The sequence below is a fragment of the Photobacterium frigidiphilum genome (assembly GCF_003025615.1).
Lineage (GTDB): Bacteria > Pseudomonadota > Gammaproteobacteria > Enterobacterales > Vibrionaceae > Photobacterium > Photobacterium frigidiphilum.
Genome location: NZ_PYMJ01000035.1, coordinates 18939 through 33848, shown reverse-complemented (window position 1 = coordinate 33848; position 14910 = coordinate 18939). Strand labels below are relative to the sequence as shown.

14 protein-coding genes are annotated in these 14910 nt (G+C 41.0%); 5 read left to right on the top strand and 9 right to left on the bottom strand.

From position 1 onward, the window contains the following. Window positions 1–23 precede the first annotated feature (23 nt). From C9J12_RS24035 to C9J12_RS24025, 3 genes are read right to left on the bottom strand one after another with little or no spacing between them, the layout of a single operon-like run. Complete coding sequence (locus C9J12_RS24035; protein ID WP_107245015.1) at window positions 24–686, bottom strand: DUF2987 domain-containing protein; 663 nt, start codon at window positions 684–686, stop codon at window positions 24–26. Next, a complete protein-coding gene (locus C9J12_RS24030; protein ID WP_107245014.1) occupies window positions 687–1454 on the bottom strand; it encodes a glucosaminidase domain-containing protein in 768 nt (255 codons plus the stop codon). It abuts the gene before it with no gap. Then, window positions 1454–2431: a DUF2189 domain-containing protein gene (locus C9J12_RS24025; protein ID WP_227876443.1), complete on the bottom strand. Its 978-nt coding sequence runs from the start codon at window positions 2429–2431 to the stop codon at window positions 1454–1456. The genes C9J12_RS24030 and C9J12_RS24025 overlap by 1 nt, the downstream gene beginning before the upstream one ends. Window positions 2432–2879: 448 nt before the next feature. Between C9J12_RS24025 and potA the strand changes: the two genes are divergently transcribed. The 5 genes from potA (at window position 2880) to C9J12_RS24000 (ending at window position 8043) form a co-directional block, all read left to right on the top strand. Beyond that, window positions 2880–3998, top strand: coding sequence for a spermidine/putrescine ABC transporter ATP-binding protein PotA (gene potA / locus C9J12_RS24020; RefSeq protein WP_107245012.1), 1119 nt, complete (start codon window positions 2880–2882; stop codon window positions 3996–3998). Further along, on the top strand, window positions 3982–4839 hold the full coding sequence (potB, locus tag C9J12_RS24015) for a spermidine/putrescine ABC transporter permease PotB (RefSeq protein ID WP_011218563.1): 858 nt from the start codon (window positions 3982–3984) through the stop codon (window positions 4837–4839). Before potA ends, potB begins: the two co-directional genes overlap by 17 nt. Then, on the top strand, window positions 4839–5609 hold the full coding sequence (gene potC / locus C9J12_RS24010) for a spermidine/putrescine ABC transporter permease PotC (protein WP_011218564.1): 771 nt from the start codon (window positions 4839–4841) through the stop codon (window positions 5607–5609). Before potB ends, potC begins: the two co-directional genes overlap by 1 nt. Before the next feature lie 113 nt (window positions 5610–5722). After that, window positions 5723–6754 (top strand): extracellular solute-binding protein, encoded by a 1032-nt coding sequence (locus C9J12_RS24005; RefSeq protein ID WP_107245011.1) that lies wholly within the window; start codon window positions 5723–5725, stop codon window positions 6752–6754. 245 nt (window positions 6755–6999) lie between these two features. Continuing rightward, window positions 7000–8043 carry an extracellular solute-binding protein gene (locus C9J12_RS24000; RefSeq protein WP_107245010.1) on the top strand — a complete coding sequence of 348 codons (1044 nt, stop codon included), beginning with the start codon at window positions 7000–7002 and terminating at the stop codon, window positions 8041–8043. A 96-nt stretch (window positions 8044–8139) separates the two neighbouring features. Here the strand turns inward: C9J12_RS24000 and cobB are convergent, their stop codons facing one another. The 6 genes from cobB to C9J12_RS23970 form a co-directional block, all read right to left on the bottom strand. Next, a complete protein-coding gene (gene cobB, locus C9J12_RS23995; RefSeq protein ID WP_107245009.1) occupies window positions 8140–8856 on the bottom strand; it encodes a Sir2 family NAD+-dependent deacetylase in 717 nt (238 codons plus the stop codon). Window positions 8857–9260: 404 nt separating this feature from the next. Beyond that, the gene (locus tag C9J12_RS23990) at window positions 9261–10337 is read right to left on the bottom strand and encodes a formate dehydrogenase subunit gamma (RefSeq protein ID WP_107245008.1); all 1077 of its coding nucleotides are present in this window, start codon (window positions 10335–10337) and stop codon (window positions 9261–9263) included. Between the two features lie 143 nt (window positions 10338–10480). Then, entirely contained in the window at window positions 10481–11098 is a 618-nt protein-coding gene (gene fdh3B, locus C9J12_RS23985; RefSeq protein WP_107245007.1) for a formate dehydrogenase FDH3 subunit beta, read from the bottom strand. Window positions 11099–11110: 12 nt separating this feature from the next. Continuing rightward, complete coding sequence (locus C9J12_RS23980; RefSeq protein WP_107245006.1) at window positions 11111–13966, bottom strand: formate dehydrogenase subunit alpha; 2856 nt, start codon at window positions 13964–13966, stop codon at window positions 11111–11113. Window positions 13967–13978: 12 nt separating this feature from the next. Further along, on the bottom strand, window positions 13979–14182 hold the full coding sequence (locus C9J12_RS23975) for a formate dehydrogenase subunit or accessory protein (RefSeq protein ID WP_041394279.1): 204 nt from the start codon (window positions 14180–14182) through the stop codon (window positions 13979–13981). A 99-nt stretch (window positions 14183–14281) separates the two neighbouring features. Further along, window positions 14282–14905 (bottom strand): TorD/DmsD family molecular chaperone, encoded by a 624-nt coding sequence (locus C9J12_RS23970; RefSeq protein ID WP_107245005.1) that lies wholly within the window; start codon window positions 14903–14905, stop codon window positions 14282–14284. Window positions 14906–14910: the final 5 nt, after the last annotated feature.

Genomic DNA, 14910 nt, shown 5'->3' with positions numbered 1-14910 from the left:
AATTATCAATAATTGCTGATAAATCAACTGTCTTGCGGAATCCACGGTGTCACTTTTATTGGATTTTCTGGAAGCTGAACATTTTCACCTTCAGTTAAATCAGCAAGCTTAAGCACAAGCGTTTGATCGCTTACGGTTAATGTTTTGCCATTACTTAATGTAATAGGGTTTAATGATGGTGTTGCAAAGTGTACAACTACCCCTTTCACTTCAGGCATAAACCATTTCGAGAACATGCCCCCTAAGTCACCCATCATATTATTCATTTGAGGAACAAGATTGGCGAGTTCAGCTTGGCTGATAGCATTATCGTAAGTCTTATTTGCAATAACCTGCATAGAGACATCACAGGTAATACCATCATCAATCACGAAAGTGACATCAGGGTTTGCCGAGCGTAAGTTCTTATCGACAGGAACTGCGAGTTCATTACTACTTGGAATCACCAATTCTTCATAGTGCTCATCTTTACGCATTGAACCTTTTTGAATCTTACAGACTTCACCATTCGCCTGATTAATCAGATACAGTGCAATACGTACGTCGTCATGCCCTTCTTTTACATTTTGCTTTAGTTTGCCGTAAAGCGTGCTATAACGCATTTCAATATTTTGTGCAGCTGCATCTTGAGCATAAACAGATCCTGTTGCAAACAGACCTGCTAATAGCCAATGAGTTAACTTCATTTATCCTTGGCTCCAATATTTATTGTTATGTTTAATCATGGCTTGAATTTCAGTGACGTAAGCGTTACCACGTTCTGAATAACGAATTAGCCCTTCAGCAAGCTTTGTCCCTTCAATCGGCTTTCCTGCGCGACGTTGAGCGGCACGTAATTCACGAAGTTCAGCATAAGCACTATTACGATTCACATTCATAAAGTAAGCATTAACAGAACGATAGGCTGATTCAAATACAGCGACTTCGTGTGTAGAGCCTTCATTTCTTGCTAACGGTACTAGTCCACAGCCTTTACGATAACACCACTGACCGAAATAATTATTCCCTTCAGTGGCAAAGCGTGACGTACCCCAAGCGGATTCATTTGCAGCTTGGCTTAATACTAACTCTTTAGGTAAAACATCAACTCGAAGTAGCATATGAGACAACCAAGTATCAGTTACACCGTCACCAGTGAAGGAAACGCTATACATTTTACTTAAACGTCTAGCATGATCTATTTCTTCACTATCTAATGACTTACCCGCATCAAACTCTGCTTTTATTTTTAATAAGAAATCCCTTTCTTTCGTCACTCGTTTATTTTCTTGCTTAACAGATGGCATTAAATACGCAAAGAAAGCCGCTTTTTTTTCATTCACATCTGTCATTGCAGAAAAATTAGGTTTTGAAAGTGACGCAACATTTACACTTTCATCAGAATTTGGTGTATCACCACACCCCACCATAAGTGCAGACATTAACGCTGCAATAACAACCTTGTTTTTATTCATTATGCGTTAAATACCTTACCGCCTTTTTCTGTGTCATCATTTTGTGGCGTATTTCCGTCGCCTTGCTGGTGGTTATCATTGTCATCATCAGCGTTGTCTTTATTCGGCGTTGGTGCAGAGTCTGTTGTTTCAGTTTCATTGTCTAGGACAGGCGTCGGTTGTTGCTGTTCATTTTCTGATTGAACATGATCAGTCTGAACACTATTTTCTTGTGTATTTTTCTTCGTTTGAGCCGATGTTACCTGCAAGGTAATGCCAAACATATTGCGATATATAATTGCTTTTACATTAAAGAAAAATGGAATCGTCCAAAGAAGACCAATGCCTGCGGTTGCGAAAGAAACAAAAAACATAATCAAAACAACGAGGAAAATAGCCGTCATTGGCATGAATTTTTTGAATGTTGCTTGCAATGAAATTTTAATCGCTTTAATTGGCGTAATGCGTTTTTCACAAACAAGTATAATTGCCATGCTAAAGCCCATAGACAGCAACAAGCCGATGATTGGGAATATCGCATTACCAATACCCTGAAGAGAGGATATCAGTAGCATAGTAATGATAGAAACAAGCGTAAACGGAAAACCTTTGATCAAGTGCCCAGGCTTAGAAGGTAAACCAACAGCATGATTAAGCGCCATTAAACTTACGCCTACATACAATGGTGCACTCAATACATCAGACCAAAAGTTAGCCATGTAGCCAGCTTGAACGATCTCTTGTGTCAGTTCTTTTCCTGTTATCACGGCATCGAAAAATATTGCCGGATTACCGAGCTGAACTTGCAGACCAAGCAGCAATAACGCGATTTGCGCCAAAAACAACCCGATCACAGCAGGTAAAAATGTGAGAATGTTGCGAGCAGTTATCTTCCACGCTTCTTGTAAAACAGCAACAGCCTGCAGTTCTACATCTCCCTTTAACGCTTTTTCAACCGACCCGCCAACATGGAAACTTTTATTCATCGCGTCTTTCATAAACATATCATTCTGTGTGAGGAACGCCCATTGTACGACATCAACACCTTTTTAAAAAACCTAGCCATACTAAAAAGTCGTTACCAAGTGTTGAATTGTTCAATATTTGCCCGGTAATGGCTCGTAATATCATTTTTTATACTGGTTCTTAGTGTTTTCATTACGGTTGATATAGCACTGAAACAGCATTGCTCACAGGTGCACATTCAAAATAGTAAAAAGTCATGTTAAATACGCCTATTTTTCATATTCATAACAACTGTAAATTGTAGCAAATAAGTGACATTTTTTCGATTGAAGGAATTTAAGCACAACGTATTGCACCCACTAGAAAAAACACTGAAAAAAAACGCTTTGAATTGCACGATTTGAGGTCTATTATGCGCCTCCTAAAATTAGCCTTTATATTGGGGTGTAAGCAAAGCCTCAGGATGGAGATAACGTAGAATTGAACGCTTCAACAACATCTAAGAAACCAGTCATTCAGCTTAAAGGGTTAAGCAAGAGCTTCGATGGCAAGCAAATTATTGCTGGTTTGGATCTAAACGTTAATGATGGTGAATTTTTAACCATCTTAGGTCCATCAGGTTGTGGTAAAACCACAGTACTTCGTCTTATTGCTGGTTTTGAAAACTCTGACGCTGGTCAGGTTATTATTGCCAATAATGATGTTACTCAGATTCCAGCTGAACAACGCCATGTCAATACGGTGTTTCAAAGCTATGCACTGTTCCCCCATATGACAGTATTTGAGAATGTTGCGTTTGGTTTACGCATGCAAAAAGTAAACGAGAGTGAAATAGAGCCTCGTGTTATGGATGCATTGCGCATGGTACAGCTTGATAAGTTTGCACCTCGTAAGCCACATCAGTTGTCTGGTGGACAACAACAGCGTGTTGCTATTGCGCGTGCCGTTGTAAACAAACCAAAAGTATTATTATTAGATGAATCACTCTCTGCTCTTGATTACAAATTACGTAAACAAATGCAGCTCGAGCTAAAACAACTGCAAAGAAAATTAGGCATTACGTTTATTTTCGTTACGCACGATCAAGAAGAAGCATTGTCGATGTCTGATCGTATTATTGTTATGCGTGACGGTAATATCGAACAAGACGGCTCTCCGCGTGAAATATATGAAGAACCAACAAACTTATTTGTTGCACGCTTCATTGGTGAAATCAACGTGTTTGATGCGATCGTAAAAGAGCGTTTAGACGAAAAACGTATTATGGCAGAGGTTGAAGGCCGTACTGCACAAGTTCACTGTGATCTTGCTGTCAACGCTGGCGACAAACTGAAAGTACTGCTACGCCCTGAAGATATTCGCCTTGAAGAAATCAACAACGGTGAACAAGCTAAAGGCATTATCGGTTACGTACGTGAACGTACCTATAAAGGGATGACACTCGATTCAGTCATAGAATTAGAATCAGGCATGTCAGTAATGGTAAGTGAGTTCTTCAACGAAGATGATCCAGACGTTGACCACTCACTCAATCAAAAAGTTGCTGTAACTTGGGTAGAAAGCTGGGAAGTGGTATTAGCTGATGAACAAGAAGCTTAATCTACAAAACATCATCATAGCAATTATCGTCAGTTGGCTGGTTTTATTTGTTTTCGTGCCAAACTTGATGATCATCGGAACCAGTTTTCTGACCCGTGATGATGCAAATCTTATTGAAATGACCTTTACGTTTAATAACTACATAAGGTTGTTTGATCCGTTGTATGCAAAAGTTATGTGGCATTCGTTCTACATGGCAATTACAGCAACGATCTTATGTTTACTTATTGGATACCCGTTTGCGTACGCCATTACAAAGATGCCCGAAAAGTGGCGTCCGTTTATGCTGTTTTTGGTTATCGTGCCATTTTGGACTAACTCGTTAATCCGTACTTATGGTTTGAAAATCATGCTTGGTACGCGTGGCATTCTTAATAATACCCTGCTCTATTTAGATATTATTGATAAGCCAATACGTATCATGTACACAGAATATGCCGTCATGATTGGTCTCGTTTATATTCTTTTGCCGTTTATGGTGTTGCCATTATATTCAGCCATCGAAAAACTAGATAATACGTATATTGAAGCTGCCCGTGATTTGGGTGCATCAAAATTTCAAACGTTTATTAAAGTGATTTTCCCATTAACAATGCCAGGTATTATTGCCGGTTGCTTGCTTGTTTTATTACCTGCATTAGGCATGTTCTATGTATCTGACCTATTAGGTGGTGCAAAGAACCTACTAATCGGTAATGTGATTAAGAGCCAAGTATTGAATGCTCGGGATTGGCCATTTGGTTCTGCAACCAGTATTGCATTGACGGCGTCAATGGCAATTATGCTTTATGCCTATTATCGTGCTGGTAAATTGCTGAACCGTAAAGTGGAGCTGGAATAATGGGACGTACCTTTAAATTTGGCTTTATGACGTTGGTGTACGCTTTCTTATATACACCTATTTTGATTTTAATTGTGAACTCATTTAATGCCAGTAAATTTGGGATGAAATGGGGCGGTTTTACAACCAAATGGTACGAACAATTACTCAATAACGATAGCTTAATTCAAGCAGCATGGCACTCAATCACGATAGCGGTATTCTCTGCCACTGCTGCCGCTATTATTGGTAGTTTGACGGCAGTAGCGCTATTTCGTTATCAGTTTCGTGGTAAGAAATTCGTCAATGGTATGTTGTTTGTTGTAATGATGTCGCCTGACATTGTTATGGCTATTTCGCTATTAGCGTTGTTCTTAATTATGGGTGCTCAGTTGGGTTTCTTAACCCTACTTCTTTCGCACATTACATTCTGTCTGCCTTTTGTGGTCGTTACAGTTTATAGCCGTCTTAAAGGCTTTGATGTGAAGATGTTAGAAGCGGCACGCGATCTCGGTGCGAGTGAATGGGTGATTTTAAAGCAAATCATTCTACCATTAGCAAAACCGGCTGTTGCAGCGGGTTGGTTGTTAAGCTTCACCCTATCGCTCGATGACGTTATCGTTAGTTCGTTTGTAACGGGCCCAAGTTATGAAATTCTACCATTGAAGATTTACTCAATGGTTAAAGTTGGCATTTCGCCGGAAGTAAATGCACTGGCGACGATCATGTTGATTGTATCTCTCTTCCTTGTTGTGTGTTCACAACTCTTGGCAAGAGATAAGATCAAATAGAGCTATACTGACAACGAATACATCATTGGCATTAGCCAACTAAACACAAGTGATTAATCTAATTAATCACTTGTTTTTTTATTCCCCAATGGGGCTTTGGAGTTGATAGAAAAATGAAAAAATGGTCTGCTTTATTTACTGGTGCTGCATGTGCAGCCGCTATGTTTACGACTACAGCAAACGCAGCAAATAAGGAATTAGTCTTCATGAACTGGGGGCCGTATATTTCTACGGAACTGCGAGAACAGTTCACGAAAGAAACTGGTATTAAAGTCATTTATTCGACTTACGAATCGAATGAAACAATGTACGCTAAGTTAAAAACACACCCTCAAGGTTACGACTTGGTTGTACCTTCGACATATTTCGTTGCAAAGATGCGTGACGAAGGTATGTTGCAGAAAATTGATAAATCAAAGCTGACCAATTTTGATGAATTAGATGAAAACTATCTAAATAAGCCTTTTGACCCAAACAATGATTACTCTATGCCGCATGTGGTCGCAATGACAGGCTTAGCCGTAAATACCGATATGTATGATCCAGCCGATTTTGATAGCTGGGCTGACTTATGGGACCCAAAATTTAAAGGTCAATTGATGCTAATGGATGACACTCGCGAAGTCTTCCATATCGCATTACGCAAACTGGGCTATTCTGGTAACACGACAGATCCTAAGCAAATTGATGAAGCAAAAGAAGAGCTGAAAAAGCTGATGCCTAATGTATTAGTCTTTAATTCAGATAACCCTGCAGCACCCTACTTAGCAGGTGAAGTTGGCTTAGGTATGCTTTGGAATGGTTCTGCTGCTGCTGCACAGAAAGAAGGTTTACCTATTAAGTTAATTTGGCCAAAAGAAGGCGGTATTTTCTGGGTTGATAGCTTAGCCATTGCTAAAAATGCACAAAATGTTGAAGCGGCTCATAAAATGATCGACTTTTTACTTCGCCCTGAGATTGCTGCGAAAATCTCTGAAGAAACCGGTTATTTAACCGCGGTTAAAGCATCTAACGCCAAATACAAAGACGACCCTACTCTTTTCCCACCGCAAGAAGATTTAGACCGTGGTGAGTGGCAAGATGCGGTTGGCGATATGAACATCCGTTATGAAAATTACTTTCTTGAACTAAAAGCTAGCCAATAATTATTGGTTGACGATTTAAGCAAGGCAATCAGTTTATATAAGTAGGTTTGATTGCCTTTATAATCGCTAACTTAAGACGTTAGCTTTATAGATCTGCTATAATTACCCCTTGTTTTAATTACACTAAAACGGAAATAGTATTTAACGTTAAATCGTTGATATGTTTTTTCTATTTTATTAGGAGAAGCGGTATATACCGCTAGAGAGCACTCTCGAAATTCCTGTTTGTTAGGAGCAACAACATAATGAAAAAATGGTCCTCTTTAATGACCAGCGGCATCTGTGCTGCTGCAATGTTTACTAATGTAGCGATGGCAGCAGATGAAGAACTGTATTTCTACAATTGGTCTGAGTATATTCCGTCGGAAGTGCTAGAACAGTTTACGAAAGAAACTGGCATTAAAGTTATTTATTCGACTTACGAATCAAATGAAACCATGTACGCTAAACTTAAAACCTTTGGCGAAGGTTATGACCTAATCGTACCATCAACGTATTATGTATCTAAGATGCATTCTGAAGGTATGCTACAAAAAATTGATAAAACAAAGTTGCCACATTTTAAAGATCTTGATCCTAATTTCTTGAACAAGCCTTTTGATCCTAATAATGACTTCTCTATTCCATACATTTGGGGCGCAACAGGTATTGGTGTTAACACCGATATGATGGATAAGTCTGAAGTCAGCGGTTGGGCTGATCTTTGGGACCCTAAATGGGAAGGTCAACTAATGATGATGGATGACTCACGTGAGTTCTTCCACATTGCCCTTCGTAAATTAGGCTATTCAGCTAACACTACGAAGCCTGAAGAAATTAAAGCTGCATACGAAGAATTGAAAAAACTGATGCCAAACGTATTAGTATTCAATTCTGACTACCCTGCAAACCCATACATGGCAGGTGAAACGTCACTGGGTATGTTATGGAACGGCTCTGCATACATGGCGCGTCTTGAAGGTGCTCCAATTGATATTGTATGGCCGAAAGAAGGCGCTATTTTCTGGATGGATAGTTTGTCTATTCCAGCAAAAGCGAAAAATACAGAAGCTGCTCATAAGATGATCGACTTCTTACTTCGCCCAGAAAACGCAGCAAAAATTGCCGTTGAAATTGGCTACCCTACACCAGTCGCATCAGCTAAAAAGTTATTGCCTGCTGAATTTGTTAATGATCAAAATATCTTCCCACCACAAGACGTACTTGATGCGGGTGAATGGCAAGATAATGTTGGCACAGCAAACACACTTTATGAAGAATATTACCAAAAGCTAAAAGCAGGTCAATAATTTACTTGCGACAATTGCTTTAAGATATGAAACATAAAATAAAAAGAGGCTCTTATGAGCCTCTTTTTTTATAAGATGAATACAGCAGAATAAATGCTATTTGGCGCTTAATATTTCGTCGATAAATTCCGGCACCACTTTCGATGCTGGTCCATAACGTTTTTCAGCAAATTCGCTTTGAACTTCACTCGGTTCAAGGTTTAACTCAATAGTATGAGCACCATGCATAGCAGCCTCATGAACAAACCCAGCGGCAGGATAGACTGCACCAGATGTACCAATCGAAATAAATAAATCTGCTTTTAGTAAGGCATCGTGTATGCGCTCCATTCCGATAGGCATTTCACCAAACCACACAACGTTAGGTCGTAAAGGTGAAGGAATTTGGCAACAATGGCAGTGGTCATCTAACTTTATATCGCCTTGCCAATGAATACTCTGCCCTGTACCACTGCATTGTGCTTTTAATAATTCACCATGCATGTGGATGACATTCTCGCTACCTGCCATCTCGTGCAAATTATCGATATTTTGAGTGACAATCGTAACCGTGCCATCAAGTTCGGCTTCAAGCTTGGATAAAGCAAGGTGGGCAGCATTGGGGGCTACGGTCCCACTTTCTAGTTGCTGGCGACGTTGGTTATAAAAATTTTGGACTAAATCAGGATCACGGCGATACCCTTCTGGGGTTGCGACATCTTCAATGTGATGGTTTTCCCATAAACCATCTTGATCTCTAAATGTTCGAATCCCAGATTCAGCAGAAATGCCCGCACCAGTTAAAATCACAATATTACGGTAGGGAAAAAGCATACTCACTGTCCTTATTGTAACGATATACTATTTATACCATTGTTTTCATATGGTTTTAACCTACTTCGTATAAGACAATGGTCTAACAAGCCTTTATCAAGCTCACAGTCTTTAATGAATGGTCAATACTCTTACTTTAAAGCTATTTATATTTTTTTATTGGTATTTCAACGATCTCAATTTGTTTGTTATATTTACTATCAATATAAAGTTATAGTGCGTTAGGGTTATATGAATAAAGCATCTATTTCCATTTGTTATACTTTACTCATTCTAACAGAATGGTAAGGCATTATAAATTAAGACATTTTATATTACTAACAGACAATAAAAAGCCGATGGATAATACCATCGGCCTCTCTTTAACGTTACGGCGACTACGCCAAATAACTACGCATTAGTCGTTATACATTATCTTGGTTTGCTTTACCTTTCGATTCTGCATCCAATTTTTCATCATAACCGGGCTGATTTTCAGGTAAATCTTTAACGTCGTCATACCATAAATCGTGGTGTTCTTTCGCCCATGTCTCATCGACTTCACCCGTAATCATGCCATCTAATGCTGCTTCCATACCAAATAAACCAATATAGATATGGAATACAAAACCACAGATTAAGATCAAAGCAGAGAACATATGCACGAGATTAGATAATTCCATATCACGGCGTGTTTGACCGAATATAGGGAAATCTAATACAAACCCACTTACAGCAATAAAAATACCAAACCAAATCAGCAACCAAAAAATGACCTTTTCACCACCATTAGAAAATCCAGCTGATGGGTGCTTACCTTTATGCTTACCCACCATTCCGCCTAATTTCATGAACCATTCTATATCTACTTTGTTAACTATGCTCTTGCGCCACCACTTAATTAAAACGGTAAACAATAAGATAGCAAAGATAGGTCCTATGTAGTTATGGTATTGCTTCGCGGCATAAATAACCCAACCCCATATTTCTGATGGCACAATGGGTTTAATGAAATGCTTACCATAAACCAGCGTTAACCCACTGAATGCCAACGTTAAGAACGTAAACGCCATGCTCCAGTGTAAGGCTCGATCCATACGGCTCCAGCGCTTAATTTTACGACCAGTTTTAGGTTTGCTTAGCTTCAAAGGGCCAATAGTGACGTACGCGAGTGCAACCATTGCAAGGCTACCGAAAATAGCCAATGCACCTAATGGTGACATCCACTTTTCTTTCAAGATGTACCACGTCTGCCCGGGAACACTGATCAACACACCATGCTCTGGTGATTTTGATGTTGTTGTCCCTTCTTGACCATTCTTGACCGCGCGCCAATAGTCAGCACCAGCGAAACCTGCCATTTCACCTTTAATGACAGATTCCCCTAAGCGCTCATTATTTATGTTTTGGCTCGACTCTTCACTGGCTATCGCCGACAAAGCAAACGTCAGCATAAATGCAGTAACCAATAAAGTGAACCAACGTCGGATTCGCTTAGTCATTAAAACTCCTAACTGCTTATACAAAACAGCTGTAAAAAGAAACCAGTTTGTGACTACATGCTGATTTCATTATTTTCATATCATCTTTCTACAATGAATCGCTCGTGTGCGGTTACGCACAAACGAGCGAGCCAAATAAGAAATTAGGCTTTTTGTTCTTTACTTGCATCGTATGCAAGATCATCAACATTTGCCCAACCCGCCTCTTTCGCGCCACGTGCAACCACACGCTCACGGAAGACGTCAGAGATTTTAGCGGCATCACCTGCTAACAAGGCTTTTGTTGAACAAAGCGATGCACACATAGGTAACTTACCTTCGGCAATACGGTTTGCACCGTATTTTTGTTTTTCTTCAATCGAGCCAGGTTCAACACCGGGACCGCCTGCACAGAAAGTACACTTATCCATCTTGCCACGTTCAGCAAAGGCATCCTCTTTAGGAAACTGAGGAGCACCAAAAGGACAAGCAAACAAGCAGTAACCACAACCGATGCAAAGGTCTTTATCGTGACGAACAATACCGTCTTCAGTTTGTTCGAAACAATCAGCAGGACAAACCGCCATACATGGTGCATCGGAACAATGCATACAAGCGACAGAGATTGACGTTTCGCCGGGTTCACCATCATTAAGGGTTACAACGCGTCGACGTTGAATGCCCCACTGTAGAGCATCATCGTTCTCGTTCTTACATGCGGTAACACAACCATTGCACTCGATACAACGCTTAGAGTCACAAAGAAATTTCATACGTGCCATCTGAATGACTCCTTACGCTTTAGATATTTTACATAGGGTTACTTTGGTTTCCTGCATTTGTGTTACAGGGTCATAACCGTATGTTGTTGCAATGTTCGCTGATTCACCCGACACGTACGGTGCAGAGCCTTCAGGGTAATTACCACGAAGATCTTCACCTTCAAAGTAACCACCAAAGTGGAATGGAAGAAATGCCAAGCCCGGTTTCACACGACGAGTAACCATCGCTTTAACGTGAATACGGCCTTTCTCTGCACCTTCAACCCACACCATATCGCCATCACGGAAACCAAGATCGTTCGCATCTTTAGGGTTTACTTCTACAAACATTTCTTGTTGTAGTTCAGCAAGCCAAGGGTTTGAACGGGTTTCATCACCGCCTCCTTCGTACTCAACCAGACGACCAGATGTCAGAATCATTGGGTATTCACCCGATACATCTTTATCTTGAATCGACTTATAGAATGTAGGTAGACGGAACATTGCCTCACTGTCATTCCACGTAGGATAGTCAGCAACCAAATCACGACGTGGTGTGTATAGCGGTTCACGGTGAATAGGCACTGCATCAGGGAAGGTCCATACAACAGCACGTGCTTTTGCATTACCAAAAGGAATACAACCGTGTTTAATCGCAACACGTTGGATACCACCAGAAAGATCTGTTTTCCAGTTTTTACCTTCTGCTTTTGCTTTCTCTGCGTCGGTTAAGTCATCCCACCAACCGAGTTGCTTCAACAACTTATCGGTAAATTCAGGGAAACCACCTTCAAGCTCACAACCTAGTGAATAACTATCAACAGCCAGTAAACTTTCACCTTCGCGCTCTACTCCAAAGCGTGCTCGGAAGTTACCACCGCCTTGCGCGACTGTTTTCGATGTGTCGTAAAGAATATGCGTACCAGGGTGCTTCATTTCTGGTGTACCCCAACATGGCCAAGGAAGACCATAGGTTTCACCATCAGCAACGCCACCTTCACCTTCGAGTGTCGTTTTATGGAAGGTATGCCAGTTTTGTTGGTGCGCCTTAAGGCGCTCAGGGCTTTGACCTGTATAACCAATTGTCCACATACCTTTGTTATATTCACGGGTAATGTCTTCAATCACGGGGATATTGTTTTCAACTTTAATGTTCTTAAAAAGCTGATCCGATAAACCGAGTTTTTGCGATAATCTAAACATGATTTCATGGTCAGGCTTAGATTCAAATAGCGGTTCAATAACCTGATCACGCCACTGAATGGAACGGTTTGTTGCAGTTACAGAGCCCGTTGTTTCAAACTGTGTCGTTGCTGGTAGTAAATACACGTTATCTGTACGGCCGTTCATTACAGCTGCAACACCTGGGTACGGATCGACGATAACCATCATATCCAGTTTACCCATTGCGGTACGCATTTCAGGGCCACGGGTTTGTGAGTTTACTGCATGTCCCCAATAAAACATTGCACGGATATTATCGTTCTGCTCAATGTTGTCTTTGTTTTCAAGCACACCATCGATCCAACGAGAAACAGGAATACCAGCATGGTTCATTGGTTTCTTACCGCGATAATCAGCTTGATCGAAACGGCCTTTTAGCCATTCGTAATCAACATCCCACACGCCTGCCCAGTGCTTCCACGCACCTTCAGAAAGGCCGTAATAACCCGGTAAGTTATCAGACAATACGCCAAAGTCAGTCGCACCTTGAACGTTATCGTGACCACGGAAAATATTAGCACCACCGCCAGATTTACCCATATTGCCTAGAGCAAGCTCAAGAATACAGTAAGCACGTGTGTTGTTATTACCAGTAGTATGTTGTGTACCACCCATACACCACACTACACAGCCAGGGCGATTTTCAGATAACAATTTTGCCGTTTCATAAACATCAGCTTCTGGTACACCAGAAACACGTTCAACTTCTGCTGGTGTCCATTTTGCCACTTCTTTTCGTACGTCTTCCATACCGTAAACACGTTGACGAATAAACTCTTTATCTTCCCAACCGTTTTTAAAGATGTGGTACAACACACCCCAAACGAAAGCAACGTCAGAACCTGGGCGTAAAGAAACAAAGTGATCAGATTTTGCAGCCGTACGTGTACGACGAGGATCGGCAACTACGATCTTACAGCTGTTCTTTTCTTTTGCGATCAAGATGTGCTGCATGGCAACAGGGTGTGCTTCAGCAGGGTTCGAACCGATAAACAGAATCGACTTACAGTTATGCATGTCGTTCAACGAGTTTGTCATCGCACCATAGCCCCACGTGTTTGCAACACCGGCTACTGTAGTAGAGTGACAAATACGTGCTTGGTGATCGACATTGTTAGTGCCCCACATCGATACCATTTTACGGAATAGATACGCTTGCTCGTTGTTATGCTTTGCTGAACCTAACCAATAAACAGAATCGGGGCCTGATTCTTCACGAATCTTAAGCACTTGTTTACTGATTTCGTCTAATGCTTGTTCCCAGCTCAGTTTGATCCACTTGCCGTCAACCAACTTCATTGGGTATTTAATACGCTTAGCACCATGACCGTGCTCACGCAGTGCTGCACCTTTTGCACAGTGACCGCCCGCATTGAATGGGTGATCAAAAGCAGGTTCTTGCCCTGTCCATACCCCTTCCTGTACTTCAGCATAAATGCCACAGCCAACAGAACAGTGTGAACAAATGGTACGTTTAATTTCAATTGGCGATGTAGGGTCGACAATTTTAGCTTCTGCTTTTTTCATCATGCCAGGCGCAAACATGCTGGCACCAGCAACGCCACCAGCAGCAGCGAGCGACGTATTACGAATAAAGGAACGACGAGAAATACCTAATTGGTTTTCGTCCTTGCTTACATTATCGGAACGTTTTGTTAATTTCATTTAAAGCTCCGCTTACAAGGTTTCGTAGTAATCACGAATATGCTGAGTTTCGTGATAGCCAGTAGTTTGGGTTTCTTTTTTGCTATCGTCTTGCTTATCAACCGCGGCATGAGCAGCCGTTGTTGTGCCAGCAGCAACTGCACTTGCAGCCATGCCTAAGCCAATATTTTTCAACAATTGGCGACGGCTTTCATTAGGTTTACTTTGCTCACTCATAAAGCTTGCTCCTTCATCGTATTCTTCGATTCTCATAGGAAATCGATTATTTTTTATAGCTATAATTAATTGCATCAATAAAAAGCGAATGCGTTAATCTTAGTTTGCTTCTACGAATCGCGTTTTTTCTACAGTCAAAAATTGCACTGCTAGTTCACCAACCGCGCTGTAAAACACCGCACTTTTAGCACTTTTCAGATCGGCACAAAAACGTTCAAACCATGTTGCGATATGACGATTGAAGAATCTGGCTTGCAGGGTGTTCTCGCCCTCTTCCACCAGCATCGCCATCACTTCTAACAAGGCCGCCATATGATCTTCAGGCTCTTTGACAGATTCATCACGTTCAAAACCCAGTTGTTTAAGATCGTGACGCAAATGCGCAAGAGGCATTTCCATTAATGAACCCGTTAGATACCAAGAACAAAAAGGCACAATCTCGCCACGACCAATACCAATGAATAAATCTTGGTATTCATCTTCTGTCGCCATCAATGTTGTTTTCTGTGCCGCGAGTTTTAGTAATGGCCAAGCGGCTGCCATGCCTGTTGTTTGCTTTAATGCATTGGGAGCATCAACCTCTAACGCTGCCAACCAATCAATCACATTCTGATCGGGCGCTTTACGCAGTAGATGTGCCAACATGCTATAAATCTCAAGGCGTAGCGTTGTATCTTCTGTTAGCGCGGTCGTTTCTGATGTAGACATATTTTGTGATTCCATAAATT